Annotated in this window: 17 protein-coding genes; 10 read left to right on the forward strand and 7 right to left on the reverse strand. The window is 43.7% G+C overall.

Annotation, left to right across the window (positions count from 1 at the left end):
- Nucleotides 1-96: 96 nt before the first annotated feature.
- Nucleotides 97-273, reverse strand: coding sequence for a DUF1192 family protein (locus IPP67_01855; GenBank protein ID MBL0337945.1), 177 nt, complete (start codon nt 271-273; stop codon nt 97-99).
- Nucleotides 274-379: 106 nt separating this feature from the next.
- On the opposite strand from IPP67_01855, the gene IPP67_01860 reads away from it, so the two are divergent.
- Nucleotides 380-1,363, forward strand: a complete 984-nt coding sequence (locus IPP67_01860) for an NAD(P)H-quinone oxidoreductase (protein ID MBL0337946.1) — start codon at nt 380-382, stop codon at nt 1,361-1,363.
- A 63-nt stretch (nt 1,364-1,426) separates the two neighbouring features.
- Here IPP67_01860 and gatB read toward each other — a convergent pair whose 3' ends face one another.
- Genes gatB through gatC form a run of 3 tightly spaced genes read right to left on the reverse strand, consistent with a single transcriptional unit; the run spans nt 1,427 to nt 4,690 of the window.
- On the reverse strand, nt 1,427-2,890 hold the full coding sequence (gatB, locus tag IPP67_01865) for an Asp-tRNA(Asn)/Glu-tRNA(Gln) amidotransferase subunit GatB (protein MBL0337947.1): 1,464 nt from the start codon (nt 2,888-2,890) through the stop codon (nt 1,427-1,429).
- 12 nt (nt 2,891-2,902) lie between these two features.
- Complete coding sequence (gatA, locus tag IPP67_01870; GenBank protein MBL0337948.1) at nt 2,903-4,381, reverse strand: Asp-tRNA(Asn)/Glu-tRNA(Gln) amidotransferase subunit GatA; 1,479 nt, start codon at nt 4,379-4,381, stop codon at nt 2,903-2,905.
- Between the two features lie 21 nt (nt 4,382-4,402).
- Complete coding sequence (gene gatC, locus IPP67_01875) at nt 4,403-4,690, reverse strand: Asp-tRNA(Asn)/Glu-tRNA(Gln) amidotransferase subunit GatC (protein ID MBL0337949.1); 288 nt, start codon at nt 4,688-4,690, stop codon at nt 4,403-4,405.
- Nucleotides 4,691-5,145: 455 nt separating this feature from the next.
- Here gatC and IPP67_01880 point away from each other — a divergent pair, with 455 nt between their 5' ends.
- The 6 genes from IPP67_01880 (at nt 5,146) to aguB (ending at nt 12,029) form a co-directional block, all read left to right on the forward strand.
- Nucleotides 5,146-6,588 (forward strand): glutamine synthetase, encoded by a 1,443-nt coding sequence (locus IPP67_01880; GenBank protein MBL0337950.1) that lies wholly within the window; start codon nt 5,146-5,148, stop codon nt 6,586-6,588.
- 268 nt (nt 6,589-6,856) lie between these two features.
- Nucleotides 6,857-7,960 (forward strand): polyamine ABC transporter substrate-binding protein, encoded by a 1,104-nt coding sequence (locus IPP67_01885; protein ID MBL0337951.1) that lies wholly within the window; start codon nt 6,857-6,859, stop codon nt 7,958-7,960.
- Nucleotides 7,961-8,123: 163 nt separating this feature from the next.
- Entirely contained in the window at nt 8,124-9,263 is a 1,140-nt protein-coding gene (gene potA / locus IPP67_01890; protein MBL0337952.1) for a polyamine ABC transporter ATP-binding protein, read from the forward strand.
- An 81-nt stretch (nt 9,264-9,344) separates the two neighbouring features.
- Complete coding sequence (locus IPP67_01895; GenBank protein ID MBL0337953.1) at nt 9,345-10,244, forward strand: ABC transporter permease subunit; 900 nt, start codon at nt 9,345-9,347, stop codon at nt 10,242-10,244.
- Nucleotides 10,241-11,104 (forward strand): ABC transporter permease subunit, encoded by an 864-nt coding sequence (locus tag IPP67_01900; protein ID MBL0337954.1) that lies wholly within the window; start codon nt 10,241-10,243, stop codon nt 11,102-11,104. The genes IPP67_01895 and IPP67_01900 overlap by 4 nt, the downstream gene beginning before the upstream one ends.
- Before the next feature lie 46 nt (nt 11,105-11,150).
- The gene (gene aguB, locus IPP67_01905; protein ID MBL0337955.1) at nt 11,151-12,029 is read left to right on the forward strand and encodes an N-carbamoylputrescine amidase; all 879 of its coding nucleotides are present in this window, start codon (nt 11,151-11,153) and stop codon (nt 12,027-12,029) included.
- A gap of 102 nt (nt 12,030-12,131) precedes the next feature.
- Here aguB and IPP67_01910 read toward each other — a convergent pair whose 3' ends face one another.
- From IPP67_01910 to IPP67_01920, 3 genes are all read right to left on the reverse strand, one after another.
- A complete protein-coding gene (locus IPP67_01910; protein ID MBL0337956.1) occupies nt 12,132-13,637 on the reverse strand; it encodes an aldehyde dehydrogenase in 1,506 nt (501 codons plus the stop codon).
- Between the two features lie 215 nt (nt 13,638-13,852).
- Nucleotides 13,853-15,241, reverse strand: a complete 1,389-nt coding sequence (locus IPP67_01915; GenBank protein ID MBL0337957.1) for a cysteine--tRNA ligase — start codon at nt 15,239-15,241, stop codon at nt 13,853-13,855.
- 98 nt (nt 15,242-15,339) lie between these two features.
- On the reverse strand, nt 15,340-17,088 hold the full coding sequence (locus IPP67_01920) for an NAD+ synthase (GenBank protein MBL0337958.1): 1,749 nt from the start codon (nt 17,086-17,088) through the stop codon (nt 15,340-15,342).
- Nucleotides 17,089-17,396: 308 nt separating this feature from the next.
- On the opposite strand from IPP67_01920, the gene IPP67_01925 reads away from it, so the two are divergent.
- The 3 genes from IPP67_01925 (at nt 17,397) to IPP67_01935 (ending at nt 22,755) form a co-directional block, all read left to right on the forward strand.
- A complete protein-coding gene (locus IPP67_01925; protein MBL0337959.1) occupies nt 17,397-20,144 on the forward strand; it encodes an AAA family ATPase in 2,748 nt (915 codons plus the stop codon).
- A gap of 128 nt (nt 20,145-20,272) precedes the next feature.
- Nucleotides 20,273-20,605, forward strand: coding sequence for a hypothetical protein (locus IPP67_01930; protein MBL0337960.1), 333 nt, complete (start codon nt 20,273-20,275; stop codon nt 20,603-20,605).
- A 767-nt stretch (nt 20,606-21,372) separates the two neighbouring features.
- Nucleotides 21,373-22,755, forward strand: coding sequence for a hypothetical protein (locus tag IPP67_01935; protein ID MBL0337961.1), 1,383 nt, complete (start codon nt 21,373-21,375; stop codon nt 22,753-22,755).
- Nucleotides 22,756-23,256: the final 501 nt, after the last annotated feature.

The following is a 23,256-nucleotide window of genomic DNA, read 5'->3' on the forward strand; positions in this document are numbered from 1 at the left end:
AACTAAGGCTTTGTGAGTAGGACGTAAACTATCCCTTCTCACAATCCTCATCGTATGAGCAAATGGTTAAAGAAAAATTAATTTTCCTAAAATTCCTTACTTAAATAATTTATCCACTGTTTGGTGATGACGTTGCTTTTTAGCAATCAGATTTTGTACCAGCAAAATCCTTTCTTGAAGTTTCTTGATATATTCTTCAAGCTCCTTCACGGAAAAGCTTTCCAGTTGCAGCGGTGCTAACGATCGCAGGATATCATCATCCATCTCCATCACTCTTTTTTGCTTTAAATAAAATTGTTAAGTACAATAGCTTCAATATTTTTTAATCTTTTAAATTTAACAAAGAAATGTTCCTTCTACAATGCCCTCTACCCCACAAATGCTAGCCATTACACATGATTATCGCTCCACTACAGGGAATATGCGTCTCAGCCCTTTTCCTATACCTACCCCATTGCCAGATGAAATCCTAATAAAAATTGCCTATGCCGGTGTTAATAGGCCCGATCTTTTGCAACGCCAAGGTCTATATCCTGCCCCCTCCGGCCATTCCCCTATTTTAGGACTGGAGGTCAGCGGTTGGGTAGAAAAGATTGGGTCTGCCGTAACCGGCTGGCAGCTTGGCCAGGAAATATGCGCTCTAACCAATGGCGGTGGCTATGCGGAATATTGCACAGTTCCTGCTGGACAATGCTTACCTGTTCTCCCCTCTCTCTCTTTGCCGGAAGCCGCAGCTATTCCCGAAACTTTTTTTACATCTTGGCACAATGTGGTTGAACGCGGACACTTAAAATCGGGCGATGAAGTATTAATTCATGGCGGCAGCGGCGGGGTTGGCAGTGCCGCTATTCAGTTAAGCCGATATTTGGGCGCGCGGGTGTTCACAACCGCCTCAACAACAATGAAATGCCAGTTTGCCGAACGATTAGGGGCGATTGCAGCCATTAATTATCAGGAACAAGATTTTCTTTTACTGAAGAAACAAACTTACGAACAAAAAGGTTTTGATATTATTTTGGATATGGTGGGCGGCACATATTTTGAAAAGAATCTGCAACTATTACGACCTGAAGGAAAGTTAGTGCAAATTGCAACCCAGCAAGGATCGACTGTTTCCCTAGATTTGAGGCAAATAATGATCAAGCGGTTAACCATTACCGGCTCAACCCTGCGTTCCCAATCTACCGAAGCAAAAGCAAGAATAGCACAAGGATTTTTTAATGCTGTCCAAAATGCCTTAGCATATCGGCAGATTTTGCCTTTTATCTATCAAATATTTCCTTTAGCCGATGTCCAGCAAGCACATGATTTAATGGCAAAAGGGGAAATGATGGGAAAAACTATCTTAGCCGTTTCGAGGTAATATACCGCAAAACGATTTTATTTCTTTTTCCTATCGAATTTCTCCTTTATTGCCAAATTTCTATCAAGAACTTAGAGCCTTTTTCAACAATTCATTTAAAATGGACGGATTGGCTTTCCCGCTAGATGATTTCATCACCTGCCCAACGAAGAACCCAAACAATTTATCTTTTCCAGCTTTATACTCCGCCACTTTATCGGCATTTTGTTGCAACACTGTTTTGATAACCTCGTTAATCGCACTTGTGTCCGTTACTTGCTTTAGGCCACGCTCTTCAACAATTTGTTGCGGCGATTTACCGGTTTCTGTCATTTCCACAAAAACTTCTTTAGCCATTTTTCCAGACAACACCCCTTCGCTGATTAAATCCACAAGACCCCCTAAATGATCCGCGGTAATCGGTGATTGGGCAATTGTTTTGCCAATTTTATTTAAATATCCGAATAATTCTCCGCTTAACCAATTGGCCGATAATTTCGTATCACGATTTTTTACTTTTGCTAATTTTTCATAATATTCAGCAATTTCCTGTTCGCTAACCAATATATCCGCATCATAAGCTGACAAGCCATATTGCTGCATGAACCGCTGTTTTTTTGCATCAGGTAATTCAATCAGGGAGTCACGAATGCGTTTAACCTCCGCTGGATCAAGAATTAACGGCATTAAATCAGGATCAGGAAAATATCTATAATCCGGTGCATGTTCTTTGGAACGCATGGTTCTGGTAACGCCTTTATTGGCGTCAAACAACCGGGTCTCTTGGTCGATCTTGCCTCCATCTTCCAGAATGCCGATCTGGCGGTGGGCTTCATAATCAATGGCTTGTTGGGCAAACCTGATGGAATTGACATTCTTAATTTCGCATCTCGTACCTAAAGGTTGACCCTGATGACGGACAGAAACATTGATATCACAGCGCATTGATCCTTGTTCCATATTACCATCGCATGTATTTAAATACCGCATGATGGAACGCAATTTTTTTAAATATGCCGCAACCTCTTCCGCGGTACGCAAATCTGGTTCGCTGACAATTTCCATCAAGGCAATCCCTGCCCTGTTCAAATCCACATAGGTTTTGCGGGGATGTTGGTCATGGATACTTTTCCCCGCATCCTGTTCCAAATGAAGCCGCCCGATTCGAATTATCCTGCTTTGTCCGTTAGGCAAATCAATAGTTAGATGTCCCTTGCCTACAATGGGATGGAGATATTGGGATATCTGATAGCCAGCTGGCAGATCCGGATAAAAATAATTCTTGCGGTCGAAAATGGAGCGTAGATTAATTTCCGCATTTAACCCCAACCCTGTCTTAATGGCTTGCTCAACACAATAGCCATTAATGACAGGTAACATTCCGGGCATAGCTGCATCAACCAAACTGACGTTATTATTAGGTTCACCACCAAAATCATTCGCGGCACCAGAAAAAAGTTTGGATTTGGATAAAACTTGAGCATGCACTTCAAGCCCCATGACCACTTCCCACCAACCGGTTTTGCCTTCAATCATCCCATTCTGCATCATTGACATTTTTTACTCTCCCAACCAAGGGTCATTTTTAAGTGCAGCGCTTTTCTCGAGCACCTGCGCCACTTGTAACAATCTTTTTTCATCGAAAGGCTTGCCGATTAATTGCAAACCTAATGGCAACTTATCTGCCGACAATCCGACAGGCACGGAAATGGCCGGAAGGCCTGCCAAATTAACCGGCACAGTGAATACGTCGTTTAGGTACATGGCAATCGGGTCATCCATTTTATCGCCAATGGCAAAGGCTGGTGTTGGCGCAGTCGGCGTCAAGATAACATCCACTTTTTTATAAGCTTGTACGAAATCATCTAAAATCAAGGAGCGCAATTTCTGCGCTTTCACATAATATGCATCATAATAACCGGCAGATAATACATAGGTACCAATCAATATGCGGCGCTTCACCTCACGTCCAAAACCTGCCGCCCGGGTTAATTCGTACATATCATCCAAATTTTCTCCTGGCACCCGTAACCCAAAACGGACGCCGTCATAGCGCGCCAGGTTTGATGAGGCTTCAGCCGGTGCAATAATATAATAAGTAGGCAAAGCATATTTGGTATGGGGCAATTGGATGTCATGGATTTCCGCACCCGCAGCTTTTAACCAACTGATCCCTTGCTGCCATAATTTTTCAATTTCCTGGGACATGCCGGAAACTTTATATTCCTTAGGAATCCCAATCTTTAACCCCTTAATTGTGTAGTTTTTCAACGCCGCAACATAATCAGGGATTTCCCGAACAGCAGAGGTCGAATCTTTGGGATCATGACCTGCCATAGCTTGTAACATATAAGCCGTATCAGCAACTGTCCGAGCCATTGGCCCCGCTTGGTCAAGCGAAGAGGCAAAGGCTACGATCCCCCACCGGGAACATAAACCATAGGTCGGCTTTAATCCCACAATTCCTACAAAAGCAGCTGGTTGGCGAATGGAACCACCGGTGTCTGTTCCGGTTGCAGCCAATGCCATTCGTGCCGAAACAGCTGCTGCCGACCCGCCCGATGAGCCGCCGGGTACCAGTTTTTTGGTGGGGTCATTTTTACGTTTCCAAGGACTAACTACAGGCCCGAAATAACTGGTGATATTGGAGGAACCCATGGCAAATTCATCCAAATTGGTTTTACCGAGTAATACCGATCCCGCTTTCCAAAGATTAGCCGTGACTGTTGATTCATAAGGAGGAATAAAATTTTCAAGAATTTTTGATGCCGCTGTTGTACGGATTCCCTCCGTACAAAATAAGTCTTTGATGGCAATCGGCACCCCTTCAAGCAGTCCAATTTTGCCTTTTTGGCGACGGTGATCGGACAATTTTGCCATTGATAAAGCCTGTTCAGGCGTTTCTGAGATAAAGGCATTAAGCGCGCGCTGTTTTTCCATGCTTTGTAGATAAGCTTGGGTTAATTCCAAGCAAGAAAAACTTTTTTTGGCAAGCCCTTCCAGGGCTTCCGTTAAAGTCAGTTGGGTCAATTGATTCATGGGCATCTCAATTTTATAAAATTATTCAACAACTTTAGGGACACAGAAAAAATCGTGCATCTTATCCGGGGCATTTGCCAAAATCTTTTCTGGATAGCCGCCGTCATTTACTTGATCGAGCCGCATAGGCAAAGCAGATTTAAAAACATCCGTATCCGGCATTTCTTTTAAAATTGCTACTTCCTGAAGCTGTTCAATCCATTTCATAATTTGACCCAATTCTTGCCCAAAGGATTTAACTTCATCTTCTGAAACTCTAATTTTTGCGAGCATCGCAATTTTTTTAACCGTTTGACGATCGATTGCCATATCTGTTCTTCTCTCTACTCTGTTCTTCTCTCTACAAATTAATATGCTTAGATTAACTAAAATACTGAAAATTTAAAAATCAATTTCATGAATATAGGCAGAAAGCATTTATTCAATCAAGTTTTCCTTTGCCTTGAAATACTAGGAAAACTGATGATTTCCCAGCATTTAAAGACCTAGCTTGCCAATTTAATATATTTTGGCTACCCTAAAGACAGGTTGCAAAATATTATTAAACTAAAAGATTAACAGCAACTATCATAAAATACTATCGGAAATAGGGCTGATCTTATCACATAAAATTAAGAAAAAACTATATTAAGCAATGCTTATGCGTCAGAAAAATAAGCATAAAATTTTGATTAAATAATAATTTTCATTTAATGTGATCTCTTAAATTTTAGGTTAAGCCTGTCATATTCAAAAATTAAATTCATAAAGAGATGATGATCATCATGTCCACCAAAGAAAAGACACCCCGTAAAACTTATAAAAATAATAAAATCGCTGCGGAAATTAAATCCACCAGCAGTACGAATGCCAGTGCGATTAAAACATTGCAGCAATGGCTAACCTCCCATAAAGTGGAAGAGGTTGAGTGTTTGGTGCCTGACATGTCGGGTATCGCCCGCGGTAAAATTTTACCAGCCACCAAATTCCTAAAAAGTATTGAGCAAAACAGCCTGCGTTTGCCGGAAAGTTTGTTTATCCAAACGGTGACCGGAGAATACGCTGATGTGGATGATAGTTTAATGGGGCCACAAGATCATGATATTAACTTATTTCCTGACCCAGAGACTATTAAGATTGTTCCTTGGTATGATGCGCCGACAGCACAGGTCATTAACGATTGTTACTATAATAATGGTGCCCCCATTGAGTTTGCTCCTCGTCATATTCTGAAATGCGTGTTGGATTTATACCATGCTAAGGGCTGGCAACCGATCATTGCACCTGAGCTAGAATTTTTTCTGGTCCAAGTCAACACCGATCCAGATTTGCCGCTGACACCACCCATCGGTCGCTCCGGACGAGCTGAAACCGGGCGGCAATCTTACGGCATTGATGCGGTGAATGAATTTGACCCTATTTTTGAGGAAGTGTACGATTTTTGTGAGGCACAGGATATCGATATTGATACGTTAACGCACGAGGCCGGTGCTGCACAAATGGAAATCAACTTTAACCATGGCGATGCCATGCGTTTGGCTGATATGACATTTCTATTCAAAAGAACTGTCCGCCAAACCGCCATGCGCCACAATGTCTATGCAACTTTCATGGCTAAACCTTTGGCCAATGAACCAGGCAGTGCTATGCATGTTCACCAATCCGTCATTGACATAAAAACAGGGCAAAACTTGTTTGCAGACACTAAAACCGGTGAGGACTCTGACTTGTTCCGCTCACATGTTGCGGGGTTACAACGTTATTTGCCGTTTGCCATGCCTTTATTAGGACCCAATGTGAATTCTTACAGGCGCCTACAACCTTATTACGATGCCCCTATTAATGTGCATTGGGGGATTGATAACCGTACGGTTGGCTTAAGGGTGCCGATTGCTCCACCAGATGGCCGCAGGATTGAAAACCGCTTGGCAGGTGCCGATGCCAACCCTTATTTGGCAATGGCCGCCTCTTTAGCTTGTGGGTATTTGGGAATGGTTGAAAAACTATCCCCAACCGAACAAGTGGGGGGCAGCGCCTACCGTTTACGCCATACCCTGCCCCGTACTTTAAATGATGCCTTGCAACGCTTTGAGTCGAATAAAAGCATCCGTGGTATCTTAGGAGAAAAATTTGTTGATGTGTTTGCTTCTGTCAAAAGGGCAGAATTAGACGCTTATCAAAAAGTGATCAGTTCTTGGGAACGCGAGCATTTGTTACTGAATGTGTAGGTAGTGTGTCAAGCAAGCAGGGATAAAAAAATAGCTTAAAACCCATTTTTATCCCTGCTTTTTATCACCCAACATTTGGGAAATTTATCTTTTTATAATAAGCGATTGTATTATTTTTTCTTTTGTTATCTAATAACTTTATCTTGTCTTTTATATCAAATTTTTCTTGTGCGGCGAATGCGGGTGACCCAATGATCGCGTCATCATCCCATAATAAAAACTTTACCTTGTTTCTATCCTTTAACCTTAGCAAATGGAAAAAATTACAATGATAAAAAGATTGTTATCGTTTTTGTTGATAACCGCCTTGGCGAGTATTGCTGCTTTAACATCTGCCGCAATTGCTCAACAACGCGTTGTGAATGTCTATAATTGGTCGGACTATATTGGAAAAGATACTCTAGAAAAATTTACGAAAGCAACCGGTATTAAAGTTGTATACGACGTTTACGACTCCAATGAAACATTGGACGCCAAGCTTTTAACCGGAAAAACCGGCTATGATATTGTTGTTCCGAGCGGCGGTTTTTTGGTACGACAAATTAATGCTGGCCTTTACCAGAAATTTGATAAAAGCCTTTTGCCCAACTTAAAAAACCTTGATCCACAGCTGTTAAAGGCATTGGCTGGTTTTGACCCCAAGAATGAATATGCTGTGCCTTATTTCTGGGGAACAATTGGTTTGGGGCGCAATGTCAAGATGATTAATGACCGGATGCCTAATGCTCCTGTCGATAGTTTGGACATGATTTTTAAACCGGAATTTGCCAAAAAATTTGCTGATTGCGGGATTGTTTTGCTTGACTCACCCAGTGACATTTTCCAAATTGCCTTAAATTATTTAGGCAAAGACCCCCACAGCACAAAAAAAGAAGATTATGATTTGGCCGAAAAGCTATTGTTATCCATTCGGCCTTATGTCAAATATTTTCATTCATCCCGTTATATCGAAGATTTAGCGAATGGCGAGGTTTGTATCGCCTTGGGTTACAGCGGGGATATTTTAATTGCGGCAACCAGGGCGGAAGAAGCTGGGAAAGGAATCAAAATTGAATATACTATTCCTAAAGAAGGTACGCAACTTTGGATTGATTCTTTGGCTATGCCTAAAGATGCCCCGCATCCTAAAGAAGCACATGCTTTTATTAATTTCTTGATGGATGCACAAATCGCTGCTGATGGCGTCAATTCTGTGACTTATGCCAGCCCCAATCAAGCTGCTTTGCCTTATATTGATCAGGAAATTGTTAACAATCCAGGGGTGTACCCACCTCCTGAGGTCATGGCACGTTTATTTGGTGACAAGGAAGCCAGTAGTGATCTCAAAAAAATGCGGACACGCAGTTGGACCAAAGTTAAAACCGGCAGATGAATTTATCATAAAGAAGCCCTATCCCTGGATAGGGCTTTTATACTTGGCTTTAATGGAACTAAGCCCTATCAATAAAAAATACTAGTCAATACCAAAAAATGTTGTTTACATAGAAATTCTTAACCTAAAAAATCCGAACACCATCAATGGGGATATTCGATACATGTCAGAAAAGGGAAAACCGGGCCATCCGGAACCATGGCGAGACCCAAACACTAAACCATATATCAAAATTGAACATTTGGTTAAGAAATTTGGTGATTTTACGGCGGTTAATGATGTTTCCCTGACAATCTGTAAAGGCGAGCTTTTTTCCTTATTAGGTGGTTCTGGCTGTGGCAAGACCACCTTGCTAAGAATGTTAGCAGGGCTTGAGGTACCAACTTCTGGAAAAATTTTTATCGATGATGTTGATATGGCGACCATTCCGCCCTATGAACGGCCAACTAACATGATGTTTCAGTCTTATGCACTTTTCCCGCATATGACAGTAGAAAACAATATTGCCTTTGGCTTAAAACAAGATGGCATTCCCCGCTCCGTGATTGCTGAGCGTGTGGCTGATATGTTAGACCTGGTGCAATTGAAATCCTACGCAAAACGCAAACCACACCAATTATCTGGGGGACAAAAACAGCGTGTTGCTTTAGCAAGGGCACTGGTCAAAAGGCCTAAATTGTTGTTACTTGATGAACCTTTGGGGGCCTTGGATAAAAGGCTGCGGGAACAAACCCAATTTGAGCTAATGAATATTCAAGAAAAACTTGGGATCACTTTCGTTGTGGTTACCCATGACCAGGAAGAGGCAATGACACTATCTTCGAGAATTGGTGTCATGCACGCTGGACAAATTGTGCAAGTGGGAACTCCTCCAGAAATCTATGAATTCCCTGGAAGCCGGCTTGTGGCAAACTTTATTGGGTCAGTTAATATATTTACCGGTCGGGTTATTGAAGACGAGCCAGATTACGTATTAATTAGAAGTGATGAAGCCAATACTGATTTATACGTTAGCCACGGCATTGCCTGTGCACCCGGCGCTCAAGTATGGGTTGCCATCCGCCCCGAAAAAATTATTGCAACCCGACAAGCACCATCAGATAGCCGAAATCAGTTGAAGGGGATCATCAAAGAAGTTGCTTATATGGGCAATTTGTCAATTTATCTGGTTAAATTAGAAACAGGCAAAATTGTTAAGGTGACCATGCCTAATCAAGTACGTTCTAGTGAAAACCAATTAACTTGGGATGAAAAAGTTTATCTTTCCTGGCAATCAACAAGTGGTGTTGTTCTCCATCACTAATCACAGAAAAAATTCACTGATCAATCGGTTGGATTTAAATAGGGGGTCAAAAAGGTGGTTAACGGCAAACAGAAGCCCTTCGTGTCTTTTTTTAAGAAACTAAAGCCGCAAGGTTCCTCTATTACTATTTTCGTTCCATATTTCTGGCTTTCTTTATTTTTCTTATTACCGCTGATTCTGATATTTGTGATCAGTCTAACCCAAACGGTTGACCTCCAGCAACCTCCTTATAGCCCAATTATTACCTCAACCGAAGATACAGTTCGGATTAACTTATTCTTTGGTAACTATCTTGCCCTTGCAGAAGATCAGCTTTACATTTTATCTATTGTCAATTCCGTGAAGATCGCCACCGTATCAACATTTTTCTGTTTGCTGATTGGTTTCCCAATGGCGTACGGGATTGTCCGTAGTACCCCTACATATCGTAATACCTTGCTGATGATGATTATCTTGCCTTTTTGGACATCATTTCTTATTCGTGTCTACGCTTGGATCGGTATTCTAGGGAAAGAAAATGGGTTATTGAACGGCTTGCTATTATGGCTGGGGATTATTGACAAACCACTGGATATTATTTACAGCGATTTGGCTGTTTATATAGGTATTGTTTATTCTTATCTGCCTTTCATGATACTACCCCTATATGCCACATTAGAAAAACTAGATAACACCTTATTGGAAGCAGCCGCAGATTTGGGTAGTAAGCCCGCAAATACATTTTTTACGATTACTGTACCCTTGACAATGCCTGGAATTATTGCTGGTTGCCTACTCGTTTTTATTCCAGCGGTCGGCGAGTTTGTTATCCCCGAATTACTGGGCGATGCCAGCAGCCCGCTGATTGGGCAACAGGTCAGAAATGTATTCAGCTATGATTGGCCAATGGCCTCAACCCTGGCAATGATGGTTCTTCTAGTCTTGGTAGTCCCAATTTTTATTTTCCAATATCTACAAAACAAGCAGACGGTGGCCAAATGAAACGCGGTCTTTCATGGTTCGTTTTCATCTCATTAATATTGGGTTTTGTATTTCTTTACGCACCAATCTTAGTCTTAATCGTCTTTTCTTTTAACAAATCAAAACTGGTAACAGTATGGCAGGAATTTTCCTTCGATTCTTATATCAACCTTCTTCATAATCAACAAATTTTGGATGCCGCTTGGGTCAGTTTAAAAGTAGCCTCAATATCAGCAACCTTGGCGGCAATTCTGGGTACCATGTGTGGGTATGTTTTATCACGCTTTAGCCGGTTTCGTGGCCGCATCTTATTCCTGGGGCTTGTTAGTGCCCCACTTGTTATGCCGGAAGTTATCACCGGTTTGGCAATGTTATTAATGTTCATTCAGTTGGATCAAATTCTTCAAAGTGTTTTTGGCATTGAACCTGTTGGCAGAGGCCTTATCACTTTAATTATTGCTCACACAACCTTTGCAACAGCTTATGTGGCTGTCGTTGTACAGTCACGTTTGGCTGGATTTGATCGATCCTTGGAGGAAGCAGCAGCTGATTTGGGTGCGAAACCCTATAAAGTGTTCTTTTTTATCACCCTACCCATTATTGCCCCCGGTATTATTGCTGGCTGGCTACTGGCATTCACTTTATCTTTGGATGACGTGGTTATTAGTGATTTTACCTCTGGCCCCGGTGCCTCGACCCTGCCATTAGTTATTTTTTCTAAAGTCAGGTTAGGGATAAGCCCCGAGATTAATGCGCTGGCTACCATCCTCATTTTGATTGTTGGCACTGGTATTATCGCCGCAAATATTATTGGTAACCATCGGGCAAAAAGAGAACGGCGAGAAATGCAAATAGCCTTGACAGAAAAAGCTGTCCCGTAAACATTCATTTCTATTAAAGAATAAAGCTTAATGTAAGGAGATAAGAATGGCCAAAATGACAGTGGCAGCAACGCAGTTCGCCTGCACAGAAAACACGGAACGGAACGTTGAAACTGCCGAACGCATTACCAGATTAGCTGCAAAAGAGGGGGCAAATATTATCTTACTGCCGGAATTGTTTGAAACCCCTTATTTCTGTAAAGACCAAAAACAATCTTTCTTTTCCTTGGCAAAGCCGGTCGATAACCACCCTACCATCCAACGCATGCAGCAACTAGCCGCTGAATTGAAAGTGGTTTTACCGATCAGTTTTTTTGAACAAGCGAATAATGCGTATTTTAACTCGGTGGTCATGATTGATGCGGATGGGGAAATTCTTGGTTTATACCGAAAATCCCATATTCCAGACGGGCCAGGTTATCAAGAAAAATTTTATTTTACCCCAGGAGATACGGGATTCCGGGTTTGGAGTACGGCCTATGCTAAAATAGGACTAGGGATTTGTTGGGATCAATGGTTCCCTGAATTAGCTCGCTCCCTTGCGCTTCAAGGCGCAGAAATGATCCTTTATCCGACCGCCATCGGTAGTGAGCCGCAAGATGCAACCATTGACAGTCGCGATCATTGGCAACGCACCATGCAAGGCCATGCCGCCGCCAATATCATCCCAGTGATCGCCTCTAATCGTATTGGTTTGGAAAAAGGCGAAAATTTTCAAATGACTTTTTATGGGTCTTCTTTCATCACCGACGCTACCGGGGCAAAAATTGCAGAAGGTGACAGGCAAACGGAAAGCGTTATCACTGCCTCTTTTGATTTGGAAAAAATTAAGCTGCAACGCGCTTCATGGGGCCTATTCAGAGATCGCCGCCCAGAATTATACACGCGTATCCTTTCCTATGATGGCAAGGATTCAATATTATAGGAAAGTCTTTACGTAAAATCACGGTAGCGTTCGTTTTTCTCTATAACACTTGATGTTAAGCACAACAACTATAGCTTGCCAATAAGGGCTGCTGCCTCAGGATTAATTTTTCAAATTAATCCACACAGATTTCCAATCCGTATATTTATCAAGCGCATGCAAGGATTTGTCACGTCCAAAACCAGATTGTTTAAATCCCCCAAAAGGCATTGACATATGGCCATCATCATAAGAATTAACCCATATTACACCCGCTTTTAAGGCTTGTGCCGTCCGAAAAGCTTTGGTGATGTCTTTTGTCCATACCGCCGCGGCTAATCCATAAATCGTATCATTGGCGATTTTGATTGCTTCCTCTTGATCACGGAAAGTGATCACCGATAGCACCGGCCCAAAAATTTCCTCTTGGGCAATTTTCATGCGGGGTTGCACGTGATCAAAAATCGTTGGCCCCACAAAATATCCGCCACTGCTTTCAGCAACCCTTTTCCCGCCGCAAATGAGGGTAGCCCCCTCTTTCTTCCCCGAATCGATATAGCCCAAAACCCGAGCCATTTGTTTTTGATCAATAAGGGCACCAATATCTGTCAGTGGATCTAAGGGATCCCCTACTTTCATTTTTTTGCTAACATCCGCAACTTTAGCCAAAAATTTATCTTTAATGGACGTTTCAACTAATAACCGTGACCCAGCACTACAGGCTTCGCCTTGGTTATAGAAGATGCCCCAGGCCGCCGCTTTCGCAGCCGCATCTAAATCCGGCGCATCCGCCATAATAATATTAGGGGATTTCCCCCCGCACTCCAAGGAAACACGTTTCATATTTGATTCACCGGCATATTTTAAAAAATATTTTCCAACCTCGGTCGATCCCGTGAAGGCCAAACAATCCACCTCCCCATGCTTTCCCAAAGCCTGGCCAGCGGTTTCCCCATAACCCGGGACCACGTTTAATACGCCTGCTGGCACCCCTGCTTCAGCCGCTAATTCAGCCACCCGTAACGTTGATAAACAAGATTGTTCCGCTGGCTTAATAACCAAACTGTTTCCCGCTGCAAGAATTGGCCCCATTTTCCAAGCTGCCATTAATAAGGGAAAATTCCACGGTAAAACCGCGCCGATCACCCCCAAAGGTTCACGCCTAACCATGACAATCGAGTCAAGCCCTGTGGGTGCAACCTCATCAAACAATTTATCAATGGTTTCCGCATACCACCGGATACAATTGATTGCTAAGGGAATATCAACCGAGATGCTGTCGCGGATGGGTTTGCCAACATCCAGGGTCTCTAATAAGGCTAATTCATCAAAGTTTTTTTCCATTAAATCGGCCCAGCGCAACATGATTTTTTTACGCTCGGCAATCGCCATTTTTACCCACACCCCTTTTTCAAAGGCTTTCTTGGCAGCTTTCACAGCCAGATCAATATCTTCCTTATCGCCTTCCGATATTTGGATAATGGTTTGACCAGTTGCCGGATTGATAGCTGGGAAAGTTTTACCTGACTTGGCCGGGACAAATCTTCCATCAATGAACAAGTGTTGGGGAAAGGACAAGGTCTTGCTTTGATGTTGCCAATCAGACATTTTTTTTGATGCGGTAGTCATCATTATTTTTCTCCCTAAAAGATTAATTTTTATTTCAAGCCTACAGCCATTTCCATCCAAAATCTTTGCCTGCCTTGGCGAACACAATGACGACATATTTTGTTAATACGCGCACCCAAGCACGGAATACGGAATTGGGAAGCATGCCTATTTCCCTTAACACCAAAAGAGTGCGGAAAATAGAAGTTCATGATATTCCCAGTAAATAATCCAATTTAAACCCGCCGCCAAACAGTGCCGGTTGCTTTATCTTCCAAAATGATGCCTGATTTTTCCATTTCCTGTCGAATTTCATCGGCTTTTTGAAATTTTTTTGCCTGGCGCGCCTGCACCCTATCTTCAATCCGTTGCTGAATCTCTGCTTCGGTGATTGTCTGTGGCTGGTGGGGCGAATGGCTTTGTTGGAACCATTGTTCAACAGGATGTTGAAGGATGCCCAATAAATTGGCACAATTTTTTAATTGGGCTTGTAATAACGGCTTTTGTTTTTCATCCGCCTTATTAATTGCAGATGCCAATTCATGCAGACGGGTTAAAGCCAAGGGTACATTCAAATCATCCTCTAAAGCTTCCCAAAAAATGGCTGGGATTTGTACCGTATGGGCGGGAAAGTTGCCCCCTCGCAATGTTTGGTAAAAACGGTCAAGATGCTGCTTGGCCTCCTGCAACGCGGCCCTTGAAATATCCAAGGGTTGGCGATAATGGGCGGATAGCAAGCATAAACGGATGGTTTCCCCCGCAAAACCCTCCTCCATCAACTGGCGTACTGTAAAAAAATTGCCGGTTGATTTTGACATTTTTTGCCCATTCACCTGCACAAACCCATTATGTAACCAGTAATGGGCTGGGTTTAGGCCGTTATGGCTGCAACTACTTTGGGCAATTTCATTTTCATGGTGCGGGAAAATTAAGTCAAGCCCGCCGCCATGGATATCAAAAACATCCCCCAGCAAACTGCCCGCCATGGCGGAACACTCAATATGCCATCCTGGCCGTCCCCGGCCCCACGGACTATCCCAACCGGGCTGATCATCGGCACTTGGTTTCCACAAAACGAAATCGGCCGGATGCTTTTTATATGGGGCCACTTCCACCCTGGAACCAGCAATCATCTCATCTTGGCTGCGATGGGATAGACAGCCATAATTGGGCGCAGCTGGCACATGGAATAATACATGCCCCTTGGCCACATAGGCATAACCCGCGCGCACCAAATATTCGATCATTTGGCACATTTCCGGGATGTATCCGGTGGCTTTCGGCTCATAAGTGGGCGGCAATGCCCCCAAGGCATTCATATCTTGGTGATAGTAGGCAATGGTTCGCCCGGTCAAGGCCTCAATCGTTTCGTGACCTTTGGCCGCCGCCTGGATAATTTTATCTTCGATATCGGTAATGTTGCGGACATAAACCACATGATCGGCCCCATATTGATGCCGCAGCAGGCGGAACAACACATCAAACACCACCACTGGCCGGGCATTGCCCACATGCGCCCGGTCATAAACGGTCGGGCCGCAACAATATAGACGCACCTTCTGCGGATCAATGGGGATGAAATCCTGTTTACGCCCCCCTAACGTGTTAAATAGCCTGAATGTCATTTTTAGTTGATGCTTTCCATCACCCGTTATTTATTAAACTGGCCAGTTATTCATCAAACCAGATTGAATCAGAAAATGATGGCACAGTAAATTATTATTTAAAATTTCCGCTTGATCCAGCCTTGTGTAATAGGATACCGCCGCTCCCTAGCAAATGCCCGCGGGGATACCCTGGGGCCAGGCGGGGTTTGATGGCGTTTATATTCGGCCCTGCCAAGCAATGACCAAATTTCCTCAACCAATGGCCGCTGGTATCCACCGGCAACAATTTCCGCAATCCCCAAATCCTCCTCAACCAACCCTTGTAATATATGGTCCAGGATAGGGTAAGGTGGCAGGCTATCCTCATCTTTCTGGTCAAAACGCAATTCGGCGGTCGGGGGGCGTTTTAGAACCCTTTCCGGCATTATTAACCCTGCGGGGCCTTTAGCAATGGCCGGTTTTACCTGGTTGCGCCATTCCGCCAAAGCAAAAATGGTGGTTTTATAAATATCTTTGAGCGGGGCATAAGCGCCGCACGTGTCGCCATATAAAGTGGCATATCCAACGGCCATCTCGGATTTATTGCCGGTCGCCAATACCAAGGGGGAAAGCTTATTGCTAACCGCCATCAATAACGTGCCGCGGATACGGCTTTGCAGGTTTTCTTCCGCAAGGCCGGGTTTGGTCCCGCTAAATAAGGAAGCCAAGGTTTCCGTATATTGTTCCATTAAGCCCTGGATTGGCAATTGATCAAGCCGGATGCCCAACAATTTCGCGGTGGTCGCCGCATCCTCCAAACTTTGCTGGCTGGTATAGGGGGAAGGCATCATCACGCCCCGCACCTGCCCTGAACCCAAGGCATCAACCGCGATGGCAGCGGTTAAGGCCGAATCAATCCCACCACTTAACCCCAGCACCACCCCTTTGGCCTTATTTTTCCCAAGATAATCCCGCAACCCTAACACAGCGGCTTGGTAAACATGCCCCAGTTGCAAGGCCGGATGAAGGGATCCATGGGATAAGCCAGGGTAGGTTGGGTGATAAGCTGGCTGTCCCACCAAGCGGAAGGAAGATTGGCCAACCGCCCAATCAACCCCTATCAATTGTTCTTGGAATGCCAATGCTTGGCTGACCATTTGGCCGCGCCGGTCAAGCAAGAACGAGGAGCCGTCAAAAACCAGGTCATCCTGGCCACCCACCTGGTTTACATACAGCAAAGGCAGACCGTTTTCCTTGGCAAGACCGGCGGCCACTTGCTGCCTGCGGTGCATTTTATCCGGTAACAGGGAATTCGGTTGGGTTGATAAAGGAGATAATTGCAACCCGGCATCATAAGGGCTTGAATTGATCACCAGCAAAAAATGCGCACCTTGCTGCCGCAACTGTTTGGCGGCGGCATCCGTCCACATTTCCTCACAAATCATCACCCCCAAATCAATGCCCCGGAAAACCATGATATTCGGCAGCTTGCCAGCGGTGAATAAGCGTTTTTCATCAAACACCTGATAATTGGGCAAATCTGATTTATAATGGGTGGCCACCCGCTGGCCTTGATCCAGTAAACAACAGGCATTATATATGTGGCCCTGTTCCCTTAAGGGCACGCCCAATAATATCGCGGTTTTGGCGCCCGCCGTCTGCTGTTGCAATTGCTGCAGGTAATCAGCGGCTTCCCCCAGGAACGCCTGGGAAAGGATCAAATCATCCGCCGGATACCCCACCAAGGCCAATTCAGGCAAAACCAACATATCTGCCTGCATGGCCACAGCTTCCGCATAAAAAGACAGGATACGCTGGTAATTGCCCGCAATATCCCCAACCGCTGAATTCATTTGCGCTAAGGCAAGCCGGATAGAAGCCCCCATTATTTACTTTTTCCTTATGTTACGGAAGAACCATCATCGCGCTTTATTTTAACAGATATTTTGTTGGATTCACGAAATTTCATCGCTTACCGCTTGGCTTTGCTATAGCCTGATCCCCCAGGAAATAAAAATAAGTTTTTTGCATGGGTATCCTGCCGATTCTGGCTAAAATTAAGCTTTTGTTCACTTTATTACTTGCAATTCTTCACTAGCCTATTGATAAAAGCAATGCTAGAACACTGCCAGTGGGGAAAAACATCCAAGCCAACGCCGATGATTGATGACAAAAACATTGAAAAAAACCCCGTATGATTAAGAATGAGCGGCCAAAAGACTCTCCGCCCCCGATTGTCAGCAGCGAAGTCAGGCTGCGGGACAAGGTGTTGGCTTTACGCAACGGCCCACCCCAAATTGTCATACAAGATATTGATTCCTGGAAACATGAGCGCAAAGTCGGCAGCATTATGTTTGTTGATGTGGTGGGTTCGTCTAGGTTTGTTGCTGACCGTGATGCTGAAGATGCCAGTGATTCGCTGTTGATTATCTTAGGCTTGATGACTGAATCAATTGAACGGTACCGCGGCACGATTGTCCAGGTTATGGGTGATGGCATCTTGGCGATTTTCGGGGCACCGCAAGCCTTGGAAGATCATGCGACCCGTGCTTGTCTTGCAGCAGAGCACATCCATGAACAACTGCAAAACAGTTTAGCGCGCTTCCCAAGCTTGGTGGGCCAGCCACCGACATTCGTCCGAATCGGCATTAATTCCGGGGAAGTGTTGATCAAGACAACCAGTGGGCAATCCTTAACGGATTACCAGATCATTAGTGAAAGCGTTCATATTGCCCAGCGCCTGCAGTCAGGGGCCGACCCCGGCACCACCCATCTGGGTCAGGAAACTGTACGAATTTTGGGTTCGTCGATTCGGGTGGTTGAAAAAAAACAAGTGCGGTTGACCACCGAATCGTCCGTGGTACGCACCTATAAACTGCGGCATATTGCCTCAGTCAAACGGCCATCTGTTTATAATAACAGCTTTGTCGGAAGGGTGGCCGAATTGAAACAATTGGCGACCATGTTGGAAAATTGCGAACAGGGCACCGGCCAAAACTTCTGTATCATTGGCGAGGCTGGGATCGGCAAGTCACGCCTGGTCTATGAATTTAAAAAAACCCTTCCGCCGCTATCTTGGCGGGTGATCGAATATTTACTGGATAATTTGCCCGGGCATCCTTTGCGTTTTTTACAAGAAATTTGGCAAATTTTTGCCCCATCGCCCACCCCGGATGCGGGCGACATGAAAAAGGCGATCCAGCAATTATTGAAACGACTCGGGATCAAGGAGGTTTTTGGCCCATCTGCCTTGTTGAGCTTGATGGGGTTGCGGGTGGATGACCGGGCCTGGGACAGTTTAGGGGCTGAGGAAAAATTGGCCATCACCAGCGCCAGCCTGGCCCAAATTGTTGTGGCCACCAGCCGCCAACAACCGGTGTTATTGATCATTGAGGATTATCAATGGGTTGCAACCGACGTGGCATCGTTCCTGGCCGATTTGGTGCCGCGGGTGCCCGATTCGCGCGTGCTGCTGCTGATCACCCACCGGGCAATCGACAGGTTCGAATCACCCTTCAATCTGCCGGTTATTCCCTTGGGCTCCCTGACCCTTGCCGAGTCGCGCCATATCGTGGATTGGTTTTTTGGCTCCTATCCCGATCTCGAGGAAATGAAGGAAAAATTGCTGGATAAAACCCAGGGCAATCCCTTATTCCTGCTAGAATCCATGGAAATAATGGCCCAAAAAGGCTATATCGCAGGCAAGTTAGGTGATTACCGTTTGGGCAAAAGTTATTTTTCTTTTGCCGTGCCGCCCACCGTTCAGGGGATTTTGGCCGAACGGATTGACAGCTTACCCCCTTTGGAACGGGAAGTGTTGTCCACCGCCTCGGTCATGGGGGCTGAGTTCTTTTATCTGCTGCTGGCCTATTTAATGAATCAGCCCTTATCCGACATTCAACCCCCGTTAAACCATTTGGAGCAGGCAGGGTTTATTGTGCCGGAACCCTTGATCCCCGATAAAAGCCCCAGCAGCCGTTTTCGCCATAATTTAATGCAAGATGTCAGCTATAACAGCCTTCTGAAAAAGAACCGCCGGTACCTGCACCAACAATCCATTGTGGCGTTGGAAGGCAAGTTGGGCCGAAAAATTGACCAGCGTTGGCAACAATTGGCCCACCATACCCTAATTGCCGAAGATTGGCGCAAGGCCTATTTATATAACCGCCGCGCTGCCCATAACGTCTTTATCCGCGGGGCGAATCGGGAAGCCATTGATTTTTACCGGGGGTCGTTAATGGCCTTGCGGCAGATGCAAGCCATTGACCCATCGCCCGCCATCGCCATTAGAATTATTGATGTCAATCTCAGTTTGGTAAAACCCTATTTTACCACCGGCAATTGGACGCAGGTGAACAATGTGTTAGAAGAAACCCTGCGTGACAGCCGCCGAATGAACAACCCCTTGAAAGAATTGGAAACCCAAACTTTTTACATTTTGCTCGAATGGATCAAGGGGGATTTGACCAAAGCCATCGGAATTGGCAAAGAATTGCTAGAGGATAAGAACAACGTCATGACGCAGGAAATCAAGATTAGGATTCTTTCCAGATTGGGAGGAATCTATTTTGATATGGGCAATTTGCGGGAGTCGGACAAATTACATAAATATATACTTAAATATTTAGAAAGTGGTTCTTATAAATATAAAAAATTTGGCCTGTTGGTTAGCGCAAGTATTGTTACATATACTCAGTTAGGGCGGATTGAGGCTGAAAAAGGTAATTTTGAATTAGCTGTTCAATATGGCAATCAAGCTTTAAAAATTGCGTTTTCTTCGCCCGACATATTAAGCCAAATCTATGCCTTATCGTGGGTGGCTATTATCTTCTTACGCCAAAAAGATTTTGGAAGTGCTTTGCCTTTGTTTGAGGAAAGCGTCCAATTTATCTCTTCAAACCAATTCAAAATTGTTATATTAGCCCTACCATCAATGCTTTAATTTACGTTTATGCTAATCTCGGAAACCGTTCAAAAGCAGAATATTATTTAGTTGAAGGGTTAGGTTATTACTATGCTCAGTCAACAGATAATTATTTATCCAGATACCTTTATTGGTTAGGTGAAGCATTGTTTTACATAGGAAAAATTGAATTAGCGGAAGAAGTCGCAAAAACAGTTATTAAAAAAACAACAGCCTATGATGAACAAGTAAATTTAGCGTGGGCGGAATGTTTACTCGCTGAAATTCTAATTAATAAAAGAGATGGTATAGAATCAGAAAACCTTTTACAAAAAATTTATCACGTAGCGAAAAAATATCAGTTATTACCTTTAATGGCCGAATATTATAGGTTGTCTGCTCAGTTGGCGCGCGCACAAAACAACAAAGCCAAATTCAATCATTATCGCCAGAAAGCTAACCAATTATTTGAAAAAATGCAGATGAAAGATAAAATTTGACCTAAGTTTTTTTTTGAATAAACAATCGAAATATTCTGACAGATGTGGTATTGATTACATCAATATCCATAAAGGTTCTATCTAAATTTTCACTGCGTGGGGATAAAATTAATTTATAATATCTCGGGAGAAGTACCGTGGTTACAGATAATCATGCAATATTTTGTCCAAACGGCAGTTTGTATAACTTTAAAAACAAAGCGCTTGTTCCAAGTGCATCCAAGCTTAATTTTTCTGAATCCTTAAATTTTCCTATATCCTCCGATATAAGTGACACGCATATTTCTTCACGAAGTTATTCGTCCATAAGTGAGACACGCTTAGTTCAAGATTTGACGTAGAGATTATAATCGGCGTCCATAGAGTTACGTGCATATTTCTTCAGCCAATTATTTTAGTCATAAGTTAGTTACGCTTATATTCTTTAGGAAGTGATTCGCTCCTTAAGGATCCTTGTTAAATTTCTTCAGGTCTGTTATCGTTCCTTTTACATATCTCTTTGTTTATGTTAATTTTAAGGCCCTTAACCTGCTAAGCGTTCCTGGTGTTAATTATTTTCCCAAGTCTTACTATATTTAAGATTAGGAACGTTTAGCTTTCATAGTTCAATAAAATCTTAATTTTTATGCCCCGTATTTTGGGTTAGGTTAGTCTAAATTTTTTAATCTATTCGTACATACCAATCGATTAAAAAAAACTATGTTTTAAGAAAAACCTAGGCAATTAACTCAATCTAACCCAACCCAGAAACCAAGAAAGATACATGAATGGGTTACCCCAACATACTGGATGATGCTAATAATTTACTGCAACGGGCATTGCACCAGGCTGTTAGCCAAAGTCAACAAGCGGGCGATCAAGCCCTTAATCAGGCGGCACACCAAAATTCCATCCATTTTTATAATTATGCCTTAAACACCATCAAAAATTTGCCGCCCGCCCAAATATCAGCGACCCAAATCATTGATATCAATTTACAAATTATCCAGCCTTATATCATTAAGGGTCAGTTGGATATGGCGGAGGATTTGCTGGCCGAAACCCTGCAAATGGCCACCGATATCCACGATACCAGCCGAATCATTGAAACCACCCTGCTTGCCCTGTTGTTCCATTGGGTAAAAGGGGATTTTACAGAGTGTGTACAAATTTCCAAAAATTTGTTACGGCAATATCCTGTGCCCGAAAATCAACAAATAACTTTATCCTCGCGCATAGCAGGGGTTTATTTTGATATGGGCCAATTCCGTAAATCGGAACAGATCAATCAAAAAAACATAAGGTTATTAAAAGAAAGCAATTCCCTGCATAAAAAACTTGGAATGTTAACGATCGCTTCCATCCAACCCTATATGCATTCGTCGCAAATTGCCGCTTTCCGGGGACAGTTTGATTCGGCCTATCAATATGCCCGCAAAGCACAACAAATTGCAGCGGAATGTAACCATCCCTTCAGCCAGGCCTATGTTGATGCCCGTCTGGGCAGCATCTATGTCCGGCAAGGCCTTTTTTCCACCGCCCTTTTTTATTTGGAAAACAACCAGCGTTTTTGCATTTTCAGCCAAAACCAGCTTTTCGGGCCCTATGTGGCGATTATTCCCTTTGTGAAAGCGCAATTGGGAAATATCCAGGAAGGGTTGGATGAATTTCACCGCTGCTTCCAACCCGAATCATTAAACCAGATACAAAAAAGCTATATCAGCCAGATTTTCGGTTGGTATGCGGAAACCTTGTTGTTGGCCGCCCAATACAACCAGGCTTTGCAGGCTTGCCAAAAAGCTTTGGCGAATGCGAATCAGTTACAGGAACGGTCGAATCAGGCCTGGTTATGTTGCCTAAAGGCGGAAATATTGCTGCATCTGCCCAATCCCTTGCAACAGGAGGAAAAGATCACCCACCTGTTAAGCGAATCCCTGCAATTATGTGAGAATGAGGGAATGCGCCCCCAACAAGCCCATGGTTACGTGGTTTTGGGAAAATTGTATCACTTGCAAGGGGAATTTAAAAAAACCGAGCAATTTTTTGCCCGCGCTTATGGTTTGTATGTGGAAATGGGGATGTTTTTTTACTGCTATAAACTTAGTACCTATTGCCAAAACCACCCGCAACTGGCGGTTATACTGAAAAAACCGCCGCTGACCACCCCATAAATTATTACCGATGATTGTGCTGGTGATTACATTAAGTATTTGTAACCAGGTTATCATACATCGTTGTATAGCCAAAAAAAACTCATCTACAAAAACAAAAACTTGGCTATACAACGGGCTAGAAACTACCTCATACGGGTTCCCAATAAAAAAAGTTAAAAAAGATTGATAACAACTTGGAGGGGTAACAGAAATGTTACCCCTCTATTTTTATTTTGGTTTTTATTTTGGGGGTCGTTATATGGCCTGGCTGCGAAATACCTCCTAAAACATAACGCGCGTTCTTTCAAGAATAAAGAAAAGCTGTCTTTATCGGGCATCTTGCACCCAATCATCATTTGGCCATCCTGGATGTTTCTTCTGCCCGTGCCAACCGCTAAAATATCTCCTACGAATCGGTTAAAAGAACTTGCGAATCAGGCTTGGCGGTAGTACTTAAGGGCAGGAAAACCCACTACTATCTTCCAGACATAGCCCATATTGGCCGTTTATCACGCATGA

This window comes from Rhodospirillaceae bacterium (genome assembly GCA_016722635.1).
Classification (GTDB): Bacteria; Pseudomonadota; Alphaproteobacteria; order JAEUKQ01; family JAEUKQ01; genus JAEUKQ01.

Coding starts and splice junctions, on each gene's coding strand:
- IPP67_01860 (MBL0337946.1), top strand. CDS start 380: ATGCTAGCCATTACACATGATTATCGCTCCACTACAGGGAATATGCGT.
- gatB (MBL0337947.1), bottom strand. CDS start 2,890: ATGCAGAATGGGATGATTGAAGGCAAAACCGGTTGGTGGGAAGTGGTC.
- gatA (MBL0337948.1), bottom strand. CDS start 4,381: ATGAATCAATTGACCCAACTGACTTTAACGGAAGCCCTGGAAGGGCTT.
- gatC (MBL0337949.1), bottom strand. CDS start 4,690: ATGGCAATCGATCGTCAAACGGTTAAAAAAATTGCGATGCTCGCAAAA.
- IPP67_01880 (MBL0337950.1), top strand. CDS start 5,146: ATGTCCACCAAAGAAAAGACACCCCGTAAAACTTATAAAAATAATAAA.
- IPP67_01885 (MBL0337951.1), top strand. CDS start 6,857: ATGATAAAAAGATTGTTATCGTTTTTGTTGATAACCGCCTTGGCGAGT.
- potA (MBL0337952.1), top strand. CDS start 8,124: ATGTCAGAAAAGGGAAAACCGGGCCATCCGGAACCATGGCGAGACCCA.
- IPP67_01900 (MBL0337954.1), top strand. CDS start 10,241: ATGAAACGCGGTCTTTCATGGTTCGTTTTCATCTCATTAATATTGGGT.
- aguB (MBL0337955.1), top strand. CDS start 11,151: ATGGCCAAAATGACAGTGGCAGCAACGCAGTTCGCCTGCACAGAAAAC.
- IPP67_01910 (MBL0337956.1), bottom strand. CDS start 13,637: ATGACTACCGCATCAAAAAAAATGTCTGATTGGCAACATCAAAGCAAG.
- IPP67_01915 (MBL0337957.1), bottom strand. CDS start 15,241: ATGACATTCAGGCTATTTAACACGTTAGGGGGGCGTAAACAGGATTTC.
- IPP67_01920 (MBL0337958.1), bottom strand. CDS start 17,088: ATGGGGGCTTCTATCCGGCTTGCCTTAGCGCAAATGAATTCAGCGGTT.
- IPP67_01925 (MBL0337959.1), top strand. CDS start 17,397: ATGATTAAGAATGAGCGGCCAAAAGACTCTCCGCCCCCGATTGTCAGC.
- IPP67_01935 (MBL0337961.1), top strand. CDS start 21,373: ATGGGTTACCCCAACATACTGGATGATGCTAATAATTTACTGCAACGG.